This window comes from Neobacillus massiliamazoniensis, assembly GCF_001048695.1.
GTDB classification, from domain to species: domain Bacteria; phylum Bacillota; class Bacilli; order Bacillales; family Cytobacillaceae; genus Neobacillus; species Neobacillus massiliamazoniensis.
The window spans coordinates 715,865-735,458 of the sequence record NZ_CVRB01000002.1; the positions used below are offsets into that span (position 1 = coordinate 715,865).

Sequence of the window (19,594 nt, forward strand, 5' to 3'; positions counted from 1 at the left end):
AGGAAAGAAGGATTTTTCAGAAAAGGATTATTTAGTGCCGGTGAATTGTGCTTCCTCAGTCGAGCCTTTTAAGGCCGTTGTCGAAGAAGTTCCACCCGTAATTACCATTGATACTTGGTCAAAGTAACCTGTGCCAACCTCACGCTGGTGACGGGTTGCTGTGTAGCCTTGTTCTTCGCTGGCGAATTCAGCCTGCTGCAATTCTGAGTATGCTGCCATACCGCGGTCCTTGTAACCATGGGCAAGCTCGAACATGCTGTGATTCAATGCATGGAAGCCGGCGAGGGTAACGAATTGGAACTTGTAGCCCATTTTTCCAAGCTCTTGCTGGAATGTAGCAATCGTTTCTTCATCAAGCTTTTTCTTCCAGTTGAAGGAAGGCGAGCAATTGTAAGCCAGCAATTTGCCAGGGAATTTTTCATGGATGGCTTCCGCAAAGCGTCTAGCTTCTTCGATATTTGGTTCGGAGGTTTCACACCAAATTAGATCTGCGTACGGCGCGTAAGCTAAGCCGCGGGCAATCGCTTGGTCCAGTCCTGCTTTTGTGCGGAAGAACCCTTCAGAAGTACGTTCACCAGTAATAAATGGTTCATCATATGGATCAATATCGCTTGTGATTAAATCTGCTGCATTTGCGTCCGTACGGGCTACTAATACAGTTGGAACACCCATAACGTCTGCTGCTAAACGAGCTGCAATTAAGTTGCGAACCGCCGTTTGCGTCGGAAGAAGGACTTTTCCGCCTAAGTGGCCGCATTTTTTCTCGGATGAAAGCTGATCCTCGAAGTGAACGCCTGATGCTCCTGCTTCAATCATACCTTTCATCAATTCAAAACAGTTTAGCTGTCCGCCGAATCCGGCCTCGGCATCTGCGACAATTGGGGCAAACCAGTCAATTGAGTTGTCACCCTCTGCGTGGTGAATTTGGTCTGCACGCTGAAGAGCTTGATTAATTTTTTTGACAACATTTGGAACACTGTTGGCAGGGTATAAGCTTTGATCTGGATACATATGTCCTGATAGATTCGCATCTGCAGCCACTTGCCAGCCGCTTAAGTATATAGCCTTTAATCCCGCTTTCACCTGTTGGACGGCTTGATTTCCAGTAAGAGCGCCAAGGGCATTAATATAGTCTTTTTCATTTAAAAACTTCCAAAGCTTTTCTGAACCTTTTTTCGCTAAAGTATGTTCGATATCGATCGAGCCGCGCAGTTTAATGACGTCCTCTGGAGAGTATGGCCTCGTGATTCCTTTCCACCGGCTATCTAGCTCCCAGCTTTCCTGTAACTCATTCACTCTTGAATTTGTCATTTTTCCATTCCTCCTATTAATCTAATAAAATTTTATAAAAGTTCATATCCCGGTAAGGTTAAAAAGTCGACGAAGTCATCATTTAAAATCATTCGATCAAATAGTTCAACAGCTTCTGTAAAACGGCCTTTCTCATATACTTGGGCACCGAGCTCCTGCTTAATTTTTCCTAATTCCTCACACTTCAATTGCTCATACATTTCGGCAGTCACTTTCCGGCCGTCGTTCAGGACGCCCTTCTTATGGCGAATCCACTGCCAAAGCTGTGATCGTGAGATTTCTGCAGTGGCAGCATCCTCCATCAAGTTATAGATAGGAGCTGCCCCTCTACCTGATAACCAGGACTCTACGTATTGAATCCCGACATTGATGTTTAATCGGACACCTTCCTCTGTAATCGTTCCACCTGGTACTTCGAGTAAATCTTTAGTGGTAACAGTGATTGTCTGTTGCTTCGATGAATGAATTTGGTTCGGCTGCGGCATTTCACGGTCAAACACTTCCATCGCTACAGGTACAAGTCCTGGGTGGGCAACCCATGTACCATCATGTCCGTCGCGTGCCTCACGCTCTTTATCCGCCCGTACCTTTGCAAACGCTTCTTCATTTGCCTGCGGGTTATTTTTAATCGGAATTTGCGCTGCCATTCCACCTATAGCTGGTGCCTTACGACGATGGCATGTTTGAATCGTCAGTAATGAATAGGAGCGCATAAACGGTACTGTCATCGTCACCTGAGAGCGGTCCGGAAGAATGACGTCCTCATGGTTACGCAGCTTTTTCAAGTAACTGAAAATATAATCCCATCTTCCACAGTTCAAGCCTGCTGAGTGCTCTTTTAATTCATAAAGAATCTCATTCATTTCAAACGCAGCCATGATTGTTTCAATTAAGACCGTTGCTTTGATCGTTCCTTGTGCGACGCCAAGTTCTTCCTGAGCATAAACAAAGACATCATTCCAAAGCCGTGCTTCTAAGTGGCTTTCAAGCTTTGGTACATAAAAATACGGGCCCGTTCCTTTTGCAAGTAAATTCTTTACATTATGGAAAAAGTACATGCCGAAATCGAAAAAGCTTCCTGAAATCGGTTTTCCATCTACTAGTACGTGTTTTTCTTCTAAATGCAGTCCGCGTGGTCTTGGAATGAGCACTGCTGTTTCTTCATTTAGAACATATTTTTTTCCATTCGGATTTTCAAAAAGAATCGTCCTATTAATTGCATCTCTTAAGTTGATTTGTCCTTCGACGATATTCTCCCATGTTGGTGAAGTGGCATCCTCAAAATCAGCCATGAACAATTTTGCACCTGAATTCAAAGCATTAATGACCATTTTCCGATCTGTCGGCCCGGTAATTTCTACCCGCCGATCCCGAAGGTCTTTTGGAAGCGGCGCAATAGTCCAATCTCCATTACGGATATGTTTTGTTTCAGGCAGGAAATCCGGTAATTTCCCGTTATTCAATTCTTCTTGACGTTTTTGCCTGTACTGTAACAGCTTTACTCTTCTTTCCCCAAAGTTCCGCTCCAGCTCTTCAATAAATTTCAAAGCGTCAGGTGTTAGAATCTCATCATATTGGGGTTTCAAGGCTCCCACTACTTCAATACCCCGTGTTTGCGTTGACATGAACTTGATCACCTCTTTGTTATAATACAGTTACATTACTCATTTCGTATTATATAACACGCTCCTTAAAAATGGAACTACTTTTCAGAAATTTTTTATAAATAGGAAAATTTATCTGTGGCTTACGGTAAAAATGGAACGGATACCATTTTTGGTATATATAAATTTAAAAAATGCTCCATATTGTTTGACATTAAAAGGGAAATGGAAATCTTTGTGCTAAAATACATATTGAGAAAGTAAAAATTTGTACTTAGAGAAAAAAAGTATTAAGAAAGACTTATCATTCTTCTTATGAATTAGTAGTAAATAATATATGGCAAATAATTAAGGAGTAAATATGAGTGGATATATAAAGGAAATGAGAAAACTCATTGGAACCCGCCCTCTTATGGTGGTAGGTGCAACTGTTATTGCTTTTAATGAAAGGGAAGAAATTTTACTACAACTTCGTTCTGATATTAAAAAATGGGGATTACCTGGAGGGGCCATGGAGTATGGAGAAACTTTAGAAGAAACTGCAATACGAGAATTATTTGAAGAAACAGGATTAAAAGCAAATCGTTTGACGTTCGTAGATATTCTATCTGGAAAACAAGAGTGTCATAAATATCCTAATGGAGACGAAGTTTTCGGAGTTACTACAGTTTATTTTACTGAAGATATATATGGGGAGCTGTCAATAAATGATAGGGAAAGTTTAAATTTGAAGTTTTTTCCGCTAAATAATCTACCTTCTAATTTAGTAGAGAAAGCCAAATATATAATCGATAAACACCTACTATCACCTCGATAAATGATAGACGAAGGCCGCAGAATAAGCGGCCGTAAATCAGTTATGATGAAAGATTAAACGAGCAAAACAGCTTTGCAAAATGGTCGATTAAACCTTAATGTTCAAGGGATTTTATGTGATAACCACCATTATTCGCTGAAGAAAATGACTCCTGATTTATTTAAGATGCTTGCAAATTCCTCCAATATGTTTTCATCCCATTACTTCTCAATACTGAATCTTTTGGTACCTGAGTTAATAAAAGTAATAATAAAATATCAACTGAAGATCCTGCAGCATTTAGTAATATTAATACTTTTAATGTTGTGGTTAGTAGTCCCAATAGACCAAGGATTAAAGGTAAGAAAATTGAAAGGATGATGAAAGGGGCAATCGTGATTATTATGTACCTCGTTTTAGAAATTTCTTCTTCAGAATAAACAAATCCAGCAAAGAGTGTTAATCCTATGAATGTCTTATTTGACTTAAAAAAATTTGGAATCAAAATTAAATGAATTAATTCGTGAATGATCAATGATACAAAAAATCCAATAATCGCACCTAAATGGATGGTTATTTCGAATGTATTCCCTGTAATCCCTAGTTCCCTTAGAGTAATAGGAGAGAAAATATTAATTGCTCCTATTGAAATTAATATATTTATTAACATTAATGGAATGGATACTATACTAGCAATAAGAAGTGTTTTAGGTTCTTTTAATTGAATCCAACCATTATTAATTAGATATAAATGTGTCTTTTCATCACTTTTTGGTATCTTATGAATTACCTTAATTATACTCACCTCAAACGTTGGGTACTTGTTAAACCCTAAAATAATTAAACGATCTTCATAAGTAGCTGTCGTTGAAGTAATATAGTATTATTTCCCTCCCTTCTAACCAATTTTGTAATTTTTGTAAAAATATAACATTAATATAAACATACCATATTTGGAATAAAATAACACGATGTTTTTGAAACAATTATTTGAACTAAGCAGTGACCCACTCAAAGTCAAATTTTATATTTATTAAAAAAAACACTTAATTCCTTCCTTCAAAGAATGTCCATTTCTTTTTTGATTCTATTAATATAAAATTGATTTTAACTTTCATCTCTAGGAGTAACCATTATGAGTTTAATAACAAACAAATTAGTCATTATCTCAATTTTCCTATCGATTATTACAATGATCGAAACCTTAGCCTATTCCACAAGGATTTCCGGAGCAAGGGTTCGATTAATTGCAACCGCACTTTCCTTGTTTAACACGATGGTCATTATCTCCAGATTTTCGACGATGTTTCAGCAGCCGTTAACAGCGAAACTGATTGCTGAAGCACCGAAAGCAAACAAATTGGTTTTTATCGACCATCAATATCGAATTCTCCTTGGCGTTACATCGCTTGGGGTTTGTTTAGGTATTATTTTGTTCCCTACCTTTATCAGTATTTTTTCAAGGGCAATTGTGCAATTATCAAATGAAAGAGGCTCGATTATTTCGTTATTAAGGAAATGGTTCAACATCAAAGGGTTTAAAAAAGTATTCAGTTGTATTCGTATTCCTCGGTTTTCAGATTTAAAAGGAGTTACATGGCAAACCATTCCGAAACGTCTTTTTATCATAAACGTCCTTATTACAGGTATCTACACGGTTGGAGTTCTTTCTTCCTTGTACGCTTCGATGCTCGTTCCAAAGGATTATGCTCAAGCAGCCGTCATGTCTTCCGGTATTATAAACGGAATAGCAACGATCCTCTTAACCATATTTATTGACCCGGTCGCTTCCGTTTTAGCTGACCGAGTGGTAAAGAATGAAAGCAATTATATTTATTTAAAAAGCTACTCCATCACAATGGTAAGTTCAAAATTAGCAGGAACCCTTTTGGCTCAATTACTATTTATTCCTGCAGCATATTACGTTGCCTGGTTTTCGAAATTTATTTAATAAAGTGCTTTTCACAAATAATCGAAAATAGATTATACTGAACTAACTACCATATTCAAAAAGGAGGAATTTCTTATGACAGAGAATAATCAACCTGAAGCACCAAAAAAGAAAATCAGCCTGCAAGAGGCAATGAAGCAGCAGCTTGAAAAGAAAAAGAACCAGGCCTCCGCTGGCAAAGGGAATGGGAATGCCGATCTTTCAACCAAAAAAATGAAAAGCCAGCAAACGAAAAAACCAAGCAACACCCGTAGAAAAATGGGTGTCTAATGAACGGTCAAAATCGGAAAGACATATTACCTGGCATGACTGTTGATATTGTTTTAAAAGCGGACCAAAAAACAGGAAAGCTTACTAGGGGCATCGTAAAAGATATTCTCACCAAATCGGTCACCCATCCCCACGGTATCAAAGTCAGGCTTACAGATGGACAGATTGGAAGGGTACAGGGAATCCACTCAACCTAAAAAAAGTAAAAAAGCATTCAAGAACAATCTTAAAGGGTTCCGTTTTGGAGTGTAATTTTAAAATTCCAAGCCAAATTGACACACGAATTAGCAATAAAAAAGTAGCATAATTAAGCAAAAAACTTGCCGTAACTGGCAAGTTTTTTATATGTGTATATTGAGGTCTTGTGCAACAATAGCGCCCGATTGTGGAAGATTACAAAAGCTTCTATTAGCTGGTTTAGTTTAGTATCAAACTAATCAGTAGGTTCTCTTTCTCGAAATGGGAATACCAATTTTCAAAATAATCATTTTCAGCTTCACCACTCATTTAAGCAAAGGGTAAGATTAGGGTATCTATTCAAATTTAATTAATTCCTGTAAATGAATATTTCACTAAATTTTCAACATAACCATCATCCAAATTTTCACCTAGCACTAGCAATCTATAGAAAATTGGTCCGTAAATGAGGTCAATACATAAATCAAGATCGAGATTTTCCCTTAATTCCCCTCGCTGAACCCCCCGTTCCAAAAGCTGCTTAGCCTCAAGCCGGCGAGGATGGAAGTATCTGGTTCGATATGCCTCCGCCAGTTTTGAATCAAATTGCCCTTCACCAATTAGCTCCTTAATGATTTTACCTTCCCGACTGGTCAAAAACCGAGCTAAACTACTGGCATGCTTAAGTATGTCATTAAATACTGAACCCGTGTCGGGAACCGGCAGTCTTGCCGCAGCAGCAGCTAGAAAGCCGTCCATAACAACGTCTGCTTTGTTGGTCCACCATTTATAAATGGTGGCTTTACTAACCCCTGCCCGCTCAGCAATTTTCTCTACAGTGACTGTTCCAAGGCCATTTTCCAACAACAAATCATATGAAGCAGAAAGGATAGACTTTTGCGTTTCAACATTACGTGGACGTCCTCTTTTGGCATTCACTCGAATCCTCCCCTTTACAATAAAAACTATACGTTCATTATACTAAATATTCAACAAGAAGAAAAATAGCTATTTACAAAACTAAACGTTCAGTATATTATTTAAATATGAATTAATAAACTATACGTTCATTATTTAATTTTGGATGGCAGTGCTGAAAATTGCTTGCCCTGCCACACACTAAAAAATGAAAATGGGGAGGATAACAATGAAAACGAATCAAATTATCGAGGGTAAACGCATTTCAAGCTGGATTATGTTTCTGTTAGCATCCGCATGTGGTCTTATCGTTGCCAATCTTTATTATGCGCAAACCCTGGTAGGACCTATCAGTGTCTCTATAGGTCTTTCTTCCGCAGCAGCAGGATTAATTGTCACCTTAACACAAATCGGTTATGTTGTAGGGCTGCTGTTTATCGTACCGCTTAGTGACATTTTTGAAAATCGGCGCCTCGTGATAGTATCACTAATTGTTGTGATATGTGGATTGCTTGTGGCATCATTCGCCCACAATGCGCTATCTTTCCTGACAGCGTCCTTGTTTATTGGACTGGGGTCTGTCGTAGCCCAAATCCTAGTTCCCTATGCAGCCCATTTAGCGTCTGAAGAGCAGCGCGGCCGCGTGGTCGGAAACGTGATGAGTGGACTCTTACTTGGGATTATGTTTGCCAGGCCGCTGGCAAGCTTTATAACCAGCATTTGGGGATGGCAAATAGTATTTGCTTTTTCGGCGATTGTTATCGCTCTATTGACAGTTCTGTTGTCACGTATTCTCCCTGAGCGTAGTCCTTCACCTACGATAAACTATAGTAAATTAATTGGCTCTTTAGGTGCCCTCTTAAAACAAACGCCTATATTACGCCGACGGGGCATTTATCAAGCTTGTTTATTTGGAGCCTTTAGCCTGTTTTGGACTGTGGTTCCTTTACGATTAGTGGATTATTTCGGAATGTCCCAGCAAGGCATCGCTTTGTTTGCATTGGTAGGTATGGGAGGCGCGATAGCAGCACCTATAGCTGGAAGACTTGCGGATAAAGGCTGGACCGGATTTTTGACCGGACTTGCAATGATTATTGCCATCTTGTCTTTTTTGCTGGCATTACTTTTTCAAGGCCATTCAACAACAGATCTCATATTGCTCATTCTTGCCGCTATTATGCTGGATGCGGCCGTATCGGGAAATCTTGTACTTGGTCAGCGGGCAATTTATTCATTGGGGAGTGAAGCAAGAGGCCGACTGAACGGGCTTTTCATGTCTATATTCTTCATTGGCGGAGCAATTGGCTCTTCTTTGGGCGGGTGGTCTTATGCCCATGGCGGCTGGAGTTTCACATCTCTAATTGGAGTTGTTATGCCTCTTTTAGCCTTACTTTACTTTCTTACTGTAAAAAGAACCATCTGCAAAGGACGTTGAAACCCTTGCATATGATTCATTCAGGACAGTGAACATCCCCAAAGGCGGGAGAGCACATTGCAGGCAGCGATGAGGTTAGGGGGTCGATTCTCCTAGACACTGTAAACAAAACACCGACTATAGCAGGTCGGTGTTTTTCGTTTGAGGGCCTTACACCATAAAATGGCCCGTTTGTCGAATAAAATTTGTTAAAATTAACAGCTAAAATGTCACTCAAATTGACACTATATTTGAAAGATTTCTACGTGTACAATAGATATTGTCATTAGTAAAATACAAGTCATTTTTGTTGTCAAACCCCTTCCCATAAGTGAAAAGCCCAGAAAATAAAGTAAAATGGCGAATGTCAATTCACTCGCCATTTTCAATGTCACCTAAAACGGAACCCTTTAGAACATTCTTAAGTGCTTTTTATTACTCCTTACTAGGATATGGCTCTTTGCTAGTGCCCAAGACATAATTTACATTCAATTTAATTCCAATATTTGTAGAAAATAATCAGAAATTTGTAGATAAAGCTAAGGAATTAGTGGATAATCCAAGCAATTTTGTAGATTATTTTGATAAAGATTTTTTAACCGCCGTCCGTTCCCTTGAAAATATGCTGCTAAGCTTTACCAAAAGAAAAGCGCTCTAATCTAAAAAAAGGAGACATGATGTCCCCTTTTACTTAATGACCTGATAATAAATTTGTATTTGCGTAGATGATAGTTGATGAAAATTGAATTAATTACATAATTGCTCATTAAAAACAGTTATTGAATGAAATTCTCTATTAATTAATCTTTGTGCTATTTGCTTTGTTACACTCGCGTCACGAAGTTCTTTATTATCTAGATTGATAAGTTCAGATATCTTAATCCATTTACTGTCTACAATTTCGCCCTCTTCAAGCTTCAATGAACCGCCGGTAATTTCACCAGTAAAATGAAATAAGATAACTTGATTATTTAGACTACTAATAAAATTATATACACCCGTTGTGCCAGTAAGTTTAACATCAAATCCTGTTTCTTCTTTTACCTCCCTACAAGCAGCATTGAGAATGTCTTCTTCGTGTTCAATACGCCCAGATGGAAAATTCCATTTATGTATTGCCGATGGTTTATTTTCTTTTATTATCAAAACATCGTTATCTTTGATAATAGAAACACTAACTACTAAAACTATCCCATTTTGAGTCATTTTTTTCTCCAATTCTTGAAATTAAATGGCTATCCCCTTGTAAAAAAAAGCATCTCCACTTTTTACAGAAACGCTACCTGTTTAACAAGTCCATATGATAACAATGATCACATTTCAAAAAAGTTATGTCTCTCAACTCTACAAACTCTTAGTGAAAAATTTTTGTACCATTCTGTTTTCCCTCTGTCTTGTGCTATTTTATGGGCTGCATTCTCTTTCCATTCTTTTATGGATTCTAAAGAATCCCAATATGAAACAGTAATTCCTAACCCTTCATCACGAGCACTTTCTACACCTAAGAATCCTTTCTGCTGGGAAGCTAGCTCAACCATTTTGTCCGACATTATTCCGTACCCTCTGTCCCCTTCAGTTCTTTGGGAAGAAAAAATCACTGCGTAATAAGGCGGTTCAGGAGTTTTTGCAATCTTACTCATATTAAATTCCCCCAATAAGTTTTAATGTATTTTATTCTATTTGTTCATCAAGTAATTTCATAAATAAATTTCATTGCCTAATAATTAAGCAATAGTCGAATATTTTCCTGCTTAAACTTAATTATCCGTTTGCTTAAAAACAAAAAAGCTGCCTCAGCAACCCCTAATAAATTCTTGCAACATGCAATTTTAGAAACTTACTTGTTAGTTTAAGCCATTTCAAAACTAATAGAAAGAATTTTCATAAAAATTTAACAATTATTTAAGAAATGAAAACATCACGGCTCCATATATTAAGGACAAAGGAGGTGTGGGAAGATGTCTGATGAATTTCAAGAACAGCCTCAAGAACAACTTCAAGATAATAACGAAACTCTGAAAAATGAGATTAAAAATGAGTTAAAAGAAGAATTTGGAAATTTTCGTAAAAAGCAAAAACACCGTGTGATTTATACTGTATGTGTCTTCGCGCTCGGAGTGATAATTGGCTTTGGCGGCGGAATGGCTTCTCATTTCGAACATCACTTTGGACATGGTCATGACCAAAATCAAAAATGGCATCATATGCAAAAAGAGTCTAGATAAATAGCTATAAAAATTTCTCTGTTTTTGAAAAAAGGCATTATTTTTGTATTTATACTTCCTTACAATAAATAATGCCTAATTGCTTTTTTATCGTTCTAAAAGAAATAATCGTTTTTCGATACGTTCCAAGGCATAAAATCAATCAATCGTTTGATTAAATTAGAAATGTGCCGAAAATAGATGCAAATTGTAGTTTCATCTATTTTCGGCACATTTCACCGTTAAAAACTGCATGAATTAAAGTGAATATTCATCTAGTAATTTTTGAAAATCGTCTTCACGATTCTTACTTTTTAAGAACTCCGGACTAATAATAGCTGTTAATAGCTGTCTTTTAAGAGAAGGGTCCTGCACTTCCCACAAAATTCGCTGTCGAGCCTTAAATAGAAACTCCAAGTATTCTTCATACGTTTCATCGAATTGCTGTTCCATTTGTTCACGGATTTGACTTGCTAGTATCGGGCTTGCACCCCCAGTTGAAACAGTAATGCTCAAACGCCCCCGCTTGAAATGTGCTGGTACATGAAAATCCGACTCTTCCGGATCGTCTGCGATCGTGACAAGCTGGTGATCACTTGCAGCACTTCGCACCATTTGATTGACTTCCTTGTCGTTCGTTGCGGCAAATATCAAAAACGCATCGCTTACATCATCCGCTGAAAAAGATCGTTGTTGCCAAATAATTTTCCCTTCCAAAGCGAGCTGCTTTAGCTTTTCAGTCGCTTCCGGACTGACCACAAGAACCTTAGCACCTGTATCGAGCAAGCTGACCACTTTACGCTCGGCCACTTTTCCACCACCGGAAACGACTACTTTTCTTCCATTCAACTGCAGCATAATCGGATAAGACTTATTCATAAACCAACGCCTCACTCGCTCTCTTTTGGATTAACGGCACTAATTTTTCATCAAATCCTAACGGGTCACAAAGAATAATTTTTTCACGATAAGCCCTTAATGTTTTCTCCATTTTGGCCGTATAGCCGCCGGAAAATAATAGGTATGGGAGAATATAAATCTTTTTATTTAACAGGTTTTCTACCATTTTATGGTAAAAAACCGGTGTTGTCAGATAGGCGGTATTCACTTTCATGCCAATCCGCCTGCTTAAAACAATGGCTAATGTTTCAAATTGAACTGCTGCAGCCTGCACACGGCTCCCATGCCCCACTAAAAGCACGGTTTCATCTGCACCGTGATTAAAACCTCCGACCGCAAGACGGTCACAGAGAATTTCCGTCATACAATCCTCTACACCAAGCGGCTGGCTATATCGGAATACAACATCGGGATACTTCTTGAATAGTAACGGTATGTCAACATTCGCATGGATTCCAGGCAATAAAAACACAGGGACAATGGTCATGACCCTTGCCTTTTGTTCTATACATGCTTCGATTGCCTCTGCTATCGATGGTTCTGCATGCTCAAGGAATCCATACGCTTGGATTGCAGCCTCAGATCTTTTCATTACTTCGTTTATAAAAGAGTGGAACTTCTCGTTTGCAGCTTTATTCCTGCTTCCGTGCGCAACATAAATGATTGCTTCCATTATTATTCACCCGCAGCCAAATAGTCAACTACTGCTTCTTTTGTTGCACTTGCAGGCATCCCATCTGGCTTTATACCCGCTCTTTCAACCGCCTTCATGGATTGGCTGCCCATGCAAACAACTGAAGTGTTTTTCAAAAGCTCGCTTGCCTCGATGCCGCATTCCTTTAATCCCTCTATAAATGGCTCCACTGATGCACTGCTAGGGAAGATCATCGTATTGACTTCCGCTTCCTCTAGCATTCTTTTAAAAATCGGCAAAAACTGCCGGTCGATCTCTTTTTTGCTTGTTACTAGGGCATCTGTCTGACGGCATTCTCCTCCGACAACAAGACATTTCCCCAATGGCATCAAATCATCCGCCAAATCTGCCATAAAACCACGTTCATTTAACTTTTTGATCGTTTTACTGGAATGTCCGTAGAAATCAGCTTTAATCTGTCTGATGTCCATTCGCTTTTCCATCACTGCTGCAAAAAATTCGTCAACACTCTCTGGAGAGGCAAATAGCATTTTGTCATAGGAAAAAATATTCTCCAAATCGATCGTGACATTGATTTTTTTCCATTTTGGGAATTCAATCACATCTGCACCTTTGTCCATTAATGCTTTTGCAAGTTCACTTGGTCCGGCACTGGTACGAGCAAGTAGGATTTGCCTGCCATACAAAGGTTTTTTCTCAAACCAGCTTATTTTTCCGCGAAGAGAAACCACCTCGCCGACGAGAATAATGGCGGGATTGCTAAATTTGGCTTCAACGGCTTTCTCATAAATATCCGCCAATGTTCCTTCCAATGTCTTTTGACGACCGAACGTGCCCCATTGGATTAAAACAACCGGGGTCGAAGTTGTTTTTCCATGTTTGATGAGATTTTCACAAATAAATGACAGGTTCCCGACACCCATATAAAAGGCAATCGTGTCTACACCGCGGGCAAGGCCCTCCCAATCAAGCATTGGCTTCCCATCTTTCGATTTATCATGGGCGGTGACAACGGCAAACGATTCTGCATAATCACGATGCGTGACCGGAATTCCTGCATATAGGGGGGCTGCAATCCCCGATGAAATCCCAGGAACGATTTCAAACGGAATCTGATATTGCGCCAGGGAAGCCGCTTCTTCACCAACACGTCCAAATACGCCTGGATCGCCGCCTTTTAAGCGGACAACTGTTTTTCCTGCTAACGCTTTTTCGACCAATAAATCATTAATCTTTTCTTGGCGCAAAATATGGCGGTCCGGCAACTTGCCGCTGTAAATGAGTTCACAATCGGATGAGGCAAACTCCAACAGCTTTGGATTGGCAAGCCTGTCATATAAAATAACATCAGCCTGTCTTATCGCCTCTAACCCTTTTACCGTGATTAAACCAATATCCCCGGGCCCTGCTCCGACTAAAAATACTGTACCTGTTTTCATCATGCAGCCATCCTTCCACTACCTATACTCTCTAAGGTGCCTGACACCAAAAATGAATCTATAAGTTTATAAAAACAATATTATCTATTACTTCTGTTTTAAATGTCCTAACTTGTCCTATATCTGGTGCTTGGACTTTGCCATCTACTAATGAAATTTTCCAGTCATAGACGGGACAGAAAACGTATTCGCCGCTGACGAGTCCTTCTGAGAGAACTCCGCCTTTTGGATGAGGGCTGTGGTTTTCTAGAGCAAATATCTTGCCATTTGTGACCTTAAATAGAGCAATTTCTGTGTCAGCAATTTTGATCGAATAGCCAGATCTCGCTTTCAAATTGGAGTAATTAGCTACAGGAATACGAGTTATTGTTTGAATCATTTTCTGTCACTCCCCACCATGATGGTATGTTTTGCGTAATACTTGTCTTGAATTTCCTCAATATGAATTGCTTCATCCCAAGGGTCAGTATACTTTTTAAGCGTTTGGTTCATCCGCTCATTTAATTCCTTGCGGGTTTCTTCATTTACCAATACTTCTTTCACATGATCCAAGCCCATCCGTTCTAACCATTTAGAAGTGCGCTCCAAGTAATTTGCTGTTTCACGATAGTATTGGAGATAAGCACCTGTCATTTCCAGTACTTCCTCTTCTGTTTTCACTGTAAATAAGAGGTCTCCTGGGCGGAGATCCACCCCGCCGTTACCGGCAACGTAAATTTCCCAGCCGCCGTCGATTCCGACGAAGCCAATGTCCTTAATGCCCGCTTCAGAGCAGTTTCTTGGGCAAGCTGATACCCCCATTTTAACTTTATGCGGTGTATCGAGACGCTCAAATTTTTTCTCTAAGGCAATGCCAAGGGCCATTGAATCTTGAGTACCATATCGACAGAATTGGGCGCCAACACAGGTTTTCACGGTACGAAGGGTTTTACCGTATGCATATCCGGACGGCATATCAAGCTCTTCCCACATTCCTGGCAGATCTTCCTTTTTCACTCCAAATAGACCAATTCGTTGACCGCCGGTTAATTTTACTAATGGCACATTGTATTTTTCGGCAACATCGGCGATTTTTTTCAAATCGGCTGCTGATGTCACACCGCCATACATTCTTGGAACAACAGAATAGGTGCCATCCTTTTGAATATTGGCATGCATTTTTTCATTAACGAGGCGGGAATCGCGCTCATCCTTATAGGCATCCATGTAAATCATACCGAGATAGTAGTTGATTGCAGGACGACATTTTGTACATCCTTCTTCGTTATTCCACCCTAACACGTTCATGACTTCTTTGATACTTGTTAGGCCTTTTTCTTTAATTTCTGCTATCACTTCATCGCGACTTAGGGTCGTACAGCCGCAAAGGCTTGTTTTCGTTGCTGCAGCTGCATCAAATTTGTCGCCAAGGGTGTGGGCGAGAATTTGACTGACCACCGGCTTACAGCGTCCGCAAGAACGTCCGGCATTTGTACAATGGCTTACCTGGTCAAGAGTTGTCAGCCCTTGTGTTTGGATTGCATTTACGATCGCTCCTTTTGTAACACCATTACAGCCGCAAATTAATTCATCTGCCGGCATAGAGGAAACGTCATCACTGCCTCCAGTACCTTCAGATTGCAGAATCGAAACGCTCGTCATCCCGCTGATATCTTCTTTTTTCGTGAGCATTCGAAATAGCTTCGTGCTATCTTTCGTGTCGCCATATAAAACGACTCCAACAACCGTATTATTTCGAATCAAAATCTTTTTATAAACACCGTCAAATTCGTTATGAACTTTAATGGCCTTCGTTGTGGTATCTTCAAAAATTTCACCAGCGGAGTAAAGGTCAACACCAGCAACCTTTAATTGCGTGCCAGTTACAGACCCTTTGTAAGGCTCTCCGACAACTCCGCAAATACGGGTAGCGAGTATTTTACCCTGTTCGTATAATGGAGCAACCAAGCCATAAACAATTTCGCGATGTTCTGCACACTCCCCGACTGCATAAACGTTTGGCACACTCGTTTCCATAAAGTCGTTCACCACAATGCCACGATTCACGTAAATGCCGCTTCTTCTTGCCACATCCGTATTTGACCTGATTCCAATCGACATGACGATAAGGTCTGCTTCAGTTTCGGAGCCGTCTTTAAAGCGAAGGCCTGTTACCCGCTCATCTCCTAAAATTTCAACCGATTCTTTTTCCATTAAAAAATTCATGCCCTGTGCTTCGAGTTCCTTTTTCAGCATGGCTGCAGCAGTAGAGTCTAATTGACGCTCCATCAAATGCGGCATAAGATGAACTACATCGACTTTCATGCCAAGGTTAAGCAAGCCTCTTGCTGCCTCAAGTCCTAACAGTCCGCCGCCGATCACAACGGCTTTTTTGTATTCATCAGCCGATTTGATCATCATTTCACAATCATGAATATCTCGAAATCCGGTCACACCTTTTTTGTCCGCACCTGGAATTGGTAGAATGAATGAGTTTGAACCGGTTGCGATAATAATATCATCGTATTCGACTTCTCGGCCTTGATCGCTCATCACTTTCTTACTGTCCACATCAATATGTGTGACAGATTCGCCTGTAAATAGCTGAATATGATTTTCTTTATACCAATCTATTGGATTAATGATTATATCTTCAAAGCTTGTATCCCCTTGAAGGATGTTCGATAGTTTAATTCGATTATAGTTAGGATAGGGCTCTTGTCCGAAGATCGTAATTTCAAACTGATTCTGAGATATCTTCAGGATTTCTTCAATCGTTCTGACACCAGCCATTCCATTTCCAATCATCACTAATTTTTTCATTTTGGGTCTCTCCCTGTATGGTTTACTTCATTTGAGTTTCTTCTATAGAAACATTGTAATCCCCTAAACAATCAAAAATTGTGAGGTACGTCACTTTTCAACTAGTATGTGTGAATGTTTTCACATTATTGTCATAATCCTATATCGTTAGATAAATGTTGAAAGGAAATTTTTTTCTACAATATTTGGGGTGATATCTACAAATTCACGGTTCTTTTCTACAAATTTCAAGGTCTATCTACAAATATTAGAATAATTTGGATCATACAACCCATTCCTAATGCTTTCGATCAAACCCATTCACTAAAACAGGGTGCCCCGAATTTAGGGACACCCTAGTTTAAGCTGTTTGTTTTTTCTTTTTCAAAAGAGACTCTGAAGGAACCATAGAGGTAACAACAGGTGTAAGCACTCCTATGATTAAAACAGGAATAAATTCCCACAGTTGTAGTGGAGGCGTAATGAGAATACCTGATTGATAGATCGCATACAGGACTCCAAAGTAAAACAGACTTCCTAGTAATCCTGCCAACCAGTTAGATCTTTTCATCAATAAATAAAAGAGTGGGATGAACAAGATGGTTATTGGTACATAAGAGGTTGGATAATGAACCGCAAAAAAGATTGTTTTAAAAATAAACCTGATCAAAATATAAAGAGCTGCCGCCATGACAGGAATCGTATAGTCTCGAAAAATTCGAATGACAACGAGTGTTAAAATGCCTACCATTAAAACAGAATAAATAGGATAAACCCATTGTGGGATTCCACCAAAAATTTGGGAAGCCGGGTCTGAGATTAATTGGAGGATCTCTTTCGAAGCAATGGATTTCCCGTTGATATATTGATCATATGAAATGGCACCATTTTCTTGCTGCATGTTCGGAAACAGGAGGCATTCAAGCAAAAACATCGCAAACCATGTATGCATCGATTTCCATGTCGGTTTTTCCGATCGTGAATACAAATAATAGCCGCTCCAAACTCCAAGAATCATGATGTCAGTTGCAATATAATAGATGAAGTGCGTTGGGCTCCAAGTAGTTAAATCAATTCCAAAAGCGATATGATAGCTGAAATCCAGTGGAATCCCAATTAAAAAAAGCACATATCCAATTGTAATCAGGTTTCTTGAAAAGCGATCCATATATTGCAGGTTCCGCCAATCCATTAATAACAAGAAGGCTCCTAAAGTAAATCCGATAAAATTCACAATATGTGGGATCGAATATTCTTCAAATAAATATTTAAAATGGTACGATGCATCCCATGCTGAGCCAATGAACTTTAATAAAAATGCCACGACCCAGAGCCGGTAATATTTCATTTTCATCCCCTCTTTTCCTTTACCCTAATAAATCAAAGAAGCTTCCGTAAACGGCAATTAGGATATAATTCACTAGAATGGCAATTCCGAAAATGATTCCTGATTTAAGTACTTTTTTTAATGTAAATAATTGATAGATAAAGATAATTCCTGCTATGACAACAAAGGCATTACAAATTAATAATGACCAGAGCAAAGTTGGGCTTTCTTGGTGAGGTACGTTAGTAACATGAAATAAATATAAAGGTAGCAAATTTATGAGTCCCCCCTAATGAACGAAGCCGATCGTTATTCCTTTATAATTCATTAGAAATTACATTTCTTTCCTTAAAAAAATGCTATTATTATTATAAACGAATACTGGTAATAAAAGTTACAATATTTATTAACTTGGCTGTGTTAGACTTGGCTGTTGATTTGCGCTTCAGGCGCTTCGCTTTCCGCGGGCGTTCCGGGGAGCCTCCTCGGCGCTAAAGCGCCTGCGGGGTCTCCCCTGCCACGTACTCCCGCAGGACGTTGAATCAGCATCTTTGAATCAACACCTCACGAAGGAAATGCGATAGCATTTTCGAGGATCTCGCGCCTTCCGCTCCAATCAACATTGTTACAAAATCAACAATGATCTTTTACACAGCCATTACCTTAAAAACCTACTACTCTCTTTCAATATCCAATTGAAAAACCCAAAGAGGATTTAATGGTAGTGAAAGGAGAATTCACCTGAAACAAATTATTGTCGTCGCTTTTCTTTTGTCTTCGGTCCTACTTTCTGCTTGTAATGCGATAAGAGTGCCAAAATCAACCATGGACCATAAAATGAATATGAATTCCATGCAGATGAACGTTATCCCGACTAAGTCGGATTGGAAAACTTCTTCGCAAACATTGCAGGCTAACGAGAAAATACCGATTGCTATTTCCATTAAAGATAAAGACAATAAACCCATAGAAAAATTTGATGTAGTTCATGATAAGCTAATGCATCTTATTATTGTCAGTAAAGATTTAACCTATTTTGATCACCTTCACCCTGATTATAAAGGAAATGGAGAATTTGATATTACCACTACTTTTCCCGTTGGTGGTGATTATCAGTTAATTGCTGAGGTGACTCCTCATGGTGCCGGTGATAACAGCGTTGAAAAACATTGGATTCATATCGAAGGTTCTGAACCAAAGTCACAACCCCTCATTGTGGACAAATCGCTAACAAAGGAGGTAGATGGTTTAAAAGCAACACTTTCCTTTGATCATCTTATGGCAGATAGGAATCTAAATATGACCTTTACCCTAAGTGATAGCAAAACCAATGAGCCGGTAAAAGACCTGCAGCCCTATTTAGGGGCAATGGGACATTGTGTGGCAATTAGTGAAGATCTGAATGAATACCTGCATATTCATCCTATGACGACAAACGATAATGGTCCAAAAGTTACGTTCATGACCTTTTTCCCTAAAAAAGGAGTCTATAAAATCTGGGGGCAATTCCAGTATGAAAATCGATTGATTGTCATACCATTTGTAGTGAATGTCCCGGAGATGAAAATGTAGGGGCTGCGCTAACTATTTTGGTGCCTGACACCATGAAAAATTTGTCGAACAAAAACCTCTTCCCAAATGAGAAGAGGTTTTTGTTTTATGATAAGAAAGGCGCTTCCGCTTTTCTTATTGTCTAGCTACAGCGCCTAGGGGCTCGGGGTCATAAGCCAATCCGTCATGAAGGTTAAAAAGCAACCTTCAAGCCGGTTCGTCTTATGCCTGTCGCCCCTTACCAAGGCGCTTCCGCTTTTCTTTTTGTCTAGCTACAGCGCCTAGGGGCTCGGGGT

The 19,594-nt window shown here is 39.3% G+C and carries 20 protein-coding genes; 7 read left to right on the top strand and 13 right to left on the bottom strand.

The window, feature by feature from the left end:
• Positions 1-27: 27 nt before the first annotated feature.
• Both aceA and aceB read right to left on the bottom strand, forming a co-directional pair.
• Positions 28-1,311 carry an isocitrate lyase gene (aceA, locus tag BN1082_RS11300; protein WP_090634312.1) on the bottom strand — a complete coding sequence of 428 codons (1,284 nt, stop codon included), beginning with the start codon at positions 1,309-1,311 and terminating at the stop codon, positions 28-30.
• Between the two features lie 32 nt (positions 1,312-1,343).
• Entirely contained in the window at positions 1,344-2,936 is a 1,593-nt protein-coding gene (gene aceB, locus BN1082_RS11305; protein ID WP_090634315.1) for a malate synthase A, read from the bottom strand.
• Between the two features lie 340 nt (positions 2,937-3,276).
• On the opposite strand from aceB, the gene BN1082_RS11310 reads away from it, so the two are divergent.
• Complete coding sequence (locus BN1082_RS11310; protein ID WP_090634317.1) at positions 3,277-3,732, top strand: NUDIX hydrolase; 456 nt, start codon at positions 3,277-3,279, stop codon at positions 3,730-3,732.
• A gap of 160 nt (positions 3,733-3,892) precedes the next feature.
• Here the strand turns inward: BN1082_RS11310 and BN1082_RS11315 are convergent, their stop codons facing one another.
• Positions 3,893-4,516 (bottom strand): DUF3267 domain-containing protein, encoded by a 624-nt coding sequence (locus tag BN1082_RS11315; protein WP_342666645.1) that lies wholly within the window; start codon positions 4,514-4,516, stop codon positions 3,893-3,895.
• A 330-nt stretch (positions 4,517-4,846) separates the two neighbouring features.
• Between BN1082_RS11315 and BN1082_RS11320 the strand changes: the two genes are divergently transcribed.
• The 3 genes from BN1082_RS11320 to BN1082_RS11330 all read left to right on the top strand — a co-directional run bounded on the left by BN1082_RS11320 (position 4,847) and on the right by BN1082_RS11330 (position 6,129).
• Entirely contained in the window at positions 4,847-5,662 is an 816-nt protein-coding gene (locus tag BN1082_RS11320) for a lipid II flippase Amj family protein (RefSeq protein ID WP_090634320.1), read from the top strand.
• 75 nt (positions 5,663-5,737) lie between these two features.
• The gene (locus tag BN1082_RS11325; protein WP_090634322.1) at positions 5,738-5,932 is read left to right on the top strand and encodes a hypothetical protein; all 195 of its coding nucleotides are present in this window, start codon (positions 5,738-5,740) and stop codon (positions 5,930-5,932) included.
• Positions 5,932-6,129: a YwbE family protein gene (locus BN1082_RS11330; protein WP_090634325.1), complete on the top strand. Its 198-nt coding sequence runs from the start codon at positions 5,932-5,934 to the stop codon at positions 6,127-6,129. The genes BN1082_RS11325 and BN1082_RS11330 overlap by 1 nt, the downstream gene beginning before the upstream one ends.
• A gap of 346 nt (positions 6,130-6,475) precedes the next feature.
• Here the strand turns inward: BN1082_RS11330 and BN1082_RS11335 are convergent, their stop codons facing one another.
• Entirely contained in the window at positions 6,476-7,048 is a 573-nt protein-coding gene (locus BN1082_RS11335) for a TetR/AcrR family transcriptional regulator (RefSeq protein ID WP_090634328.1), read from the bottom strand.
• Between the two features lie 193 nt (positions 7,049-7,241).
• Between BN1082_RS11335 and BN1082_RS11340 the strand changes: the two genes are divergently transcribed.
• Positions 7,242-8,462 carry an MFS transporter gene (locus tag BN1082_RS11340; protein WP_245640392.1) on the top strand — a complete coding sequence of 407 codons (1,221 nt, stop codon included), beginning with the start codon at positions 7,242-7,244 and terminating at the stop codon, positions 8,460-8,462.
• A 726-nt stretch (positions 8,463-9,188) separates the two neighbouring features.
• On the opposite strand, the gene BN1082_RS11345 is transcribed toward BN1082_RS11340, so the two are convergent.
• Together BN1082_RS11345 and BN1082_RS11350 are read right to left on the bottom strand one after the other, a co-directional pair.
• Positions 9,189-9,647, bottom strand: a complete 459-nt coding sequence (locus tag BN1082_RS11345; protein ID WP_090634333.1) for an NUDIX hydrolase — start codon at positions 9,645-9,647, stop codon at positions 9,189-9,191.
• Between the two features lie 107 nt (positions 9,648-9,754).
• Positions 9,755-10,081, bottom strand: a complete 327-nt coding sequence (locus tag BN1082_RS11350) for an antibiotic biosynthesis monooxygenase family protein (RefSeq protein WP_090634336.1) — start codon at positions 10,079-10,081, stop codon at positions 9,755-9,757.
• Positions 10,082-10,399: 318 nt separating this feature from the next.
• Here BN1082_RS11350 and BN1082_RS11355 point away from each other — a divergent pair, with 318 nt between their 5' ends.
• The gene (locus BN1082_RS11355) at positions 10,400-10,666 is read left to right on the top strand and encodes a hypothetical protein (protein WP_090634338.1); all 267 of its coding nucleotides are present in this window, start codon (positions 10,400-10,402) and stop codon (positions 10,664-10,666) included.
• A 237-nt stretch (positions 10,667-10,903) separates the two neighbouring features.
• On the opposite strand, the gene BN1082_RS11360 is transcribed toward BN1082_RS11355, so the two are convergent.
• The 7 genes from BN1082_RS11360 to BN1082_RS11390 form a co-directional block, all read right to left on the bottom strand.
• Positions 10,904-11,524: an NAD(P)-binding protein gene (locus tag BN1082_RS11360; RefSeq protein ID WP_090634340.1), complete on the bottom strand. Its 621-nt coding sequence runs from the start codon at positions 11,522-11,524 to the stop codon at positions 10,904-10,906.
• Positions 11,517-12,218, bottom strand: a complete 702-nt coding sequence (locus tag BN1082_RS11365; protein ID WP_090634343.1) for a sirohydrochlorin chelatase — start codon at positions 12,216-12,218, stop codon at positions 11,517-11,519. Before BN1082_RS11365 ends, BN1082_RS11360 begins: the two co-directional genes overlap by 8 nt.
• A gap of 2 nt (positions 12,219-12,220) precedes the next feature.
• A complete protein-coding gene (gene cobA, locus BN1082_RS11370) occupies positions 12,221-13,639 on the bottom strand; it encodes a uroporphyrinogen-III C-methyltransferase (RefSeq protein ID WP_090634345.1) in 1,419 nt (472 codons plus the stop codon).
• Positions 13,640-13,697: 58 nt separating this feature from the next.
• Positions 13,698-14,018 carry a nitrite reductase small subunit NirD gene (gene nirD / locus BN1082_RS11375; RefSeq protein WP_090634347.1) on the bottom strand — a complete coding sequence of 107 codons (321 nt, stop codon included), beginning with the start codon at positions 14,016-14,018 and terminating at the stop codon, positions 13,698-13,700.
• On the bottom strand, positions 14,015-16,441 hold the full coding sequence (gene nirB / locus BN1082_RS11380; RefSeq protein WP_090634350.1) for a nitrite reductase large subunit NirB: 2,427 nt from the start codon (positions 16,439-16,441) through the stop codon (positions 14,015-14,017). The genes nirD and nirB overlap by 4 nt, the downstream gene beginning before the upstream one ends.
• Positions 16,442-16,781: 340 nt before the next feature.
• Positions 16,782-17,774 (bottom strand): hypothetical protein, encoded by a 993-nt coding sequence (locus tag BN1082_RS11385; RefSeq protein ID WP_141650856.1) that lies wholly within the window; start codon positions 17,772-17,774, stop codon positions 16,782-16,784.
• Between the two features lie 13 nt (positions 17,775-17,787).
• Complete coding sequence (locus BN1082_RS11390) at positions 17,788-18,021, bottom strand: hypothetical protein (protein WP_090634353.1); 234 nt, start codon at positions 18,019-18,021, stop codon at positions 17,788-17,790.
• Positions 18,022-18,590: 569 nt separating this feature from the next.
• On the opposite strand from BN1082_RS11390, the gene BN1082_RS11395 reads away from it, so the two are divergent.
• Positions 18,591-19,319, top strand: coding sequence for a hypothetical protein (locus BN1082_RS11395; RefSeq protein ID WP_245640393.1), 729 nt, complete (start codon positions 18,591-18,593; stop codon positions 19,317-19,319).
• Positions 19,320-19,594: the final 275 nt, after the last annotated feature.

Bases quoted from the DNA above. Each gene is read 5' to 3' on its own strand.
- aceA (WP_090634312.1), bottom strand. From the start codon at position 1,311: ATGACAAATTCAAGAGTGAATGAGTTACAGGAAAGCTGGGAGCTAGAT.
- aceB (WP_090634315.1), bottom strand. From the start codon at position 2,936: ATGTCAACGCAAACACGGGGTATTGAAGTAGTGGGAGCCTTGAAACCC.
- BN1082_RS11310 (WP_090634317.1), top strand. From the start codon at position 3,277: ATGAGTGGATATATAAAGGAAATGAGAAAACTCATTGGAACCCGCCCT.
- BN1082_RS11320 (WP_090634320.1), top strand. From the start codon at position 4,847: ATGAGTTTAATAACAAACAAATTAGTCATTATCTCAATTTTCCTATCG.
- BN1082_RS11325 (WP_090634322.1), top strand. From the start codon at position 5,738: ATGACAGAGAATAATCAACCTGAAGCACCAAAAAAGAAAATCAGCCTG.
- BN1082_RS11330 (WP_090634325.1), top strand. From the start codon at position 5,932: ATGAACGGTCAAAATCGGAAAGACATATTACCTGGCATGACTGTTGAT.
- BN1082_RS11340 (WP_245640392.1), top strand. From the start codon at position 7,242: ATGGGGAGGATAACAATGAAAACGAATCAAATTATCGAGGGTAAACGC.
- BN1082_RS11345 (WP_090634333.1), bottom strand. From the start codon at position 9,647: ATGACTCAAAATGGGATAGTTTTAGTAGTTAGTGTTTCTATTATCAAA.
- BN1082_RS11350 (WP_090634336.1), bottom strand. From the start codon at position 10,081: ATGAGTAAGATTGCAAAAACTCCTGAACCGCCTTATTACGCAGTGATT.
- BN1082_RS11355 (WP_090634338.1), top strand. From the start codon at position 10,400: ATGTCTGATGAATTTCAAGAACAGCCTCAAGAACAACTTCAAGATAAT.
- BN1082_RS11360 (WP_090634340.1), bottom strand. From the start codon at position 11,524: ATGAATAAGTCTTATCCGATTATGCTGCAGTTGAATGGAAGAAAAGTA.
- BN1082_RS11365 (WP_090634343.1), bottom strand. From the start codon at position 12,218: ATGGAAGCAATCATTTATGTTGCGCACGGAAGCAGGAATAAAGCTGCA.
- cobA (WP_090634345.1), bottom strand. From the start codon at position 13,639: ATGAAAACAGGTACAGTATTTTTAGTCGGAGCAGGGCCCGGGGATATT.
- nirD (WP_090634347.1), bottom strand. From the start codon at position 14,018: ATGATTCAAACAATAACTCGTATTCCTGTAGCTAATTACTCCAATTTG.
- nirB (WP_090634350.1), bottom strand. From the start codon at position 16,441: ATGAAAAAATTAGTGATGATTGGAAATGGAATGGCTGGTGTCAGAACG.
- BN1082_RS11385 (WP_141650856.1), bottom strand. From the start codon at position 17,774: ATGAAAATGAAATATTACCGGCTCTGGGTCGTGGCATTTTTATTAAAG.
- BN1082_RS11395 (WP_245640393.1), top strand. From the start codon at position 18,591: ATGAATTCCATGCAGATGAACGTTATCCCGACTAAGTCGGATTGGAAA.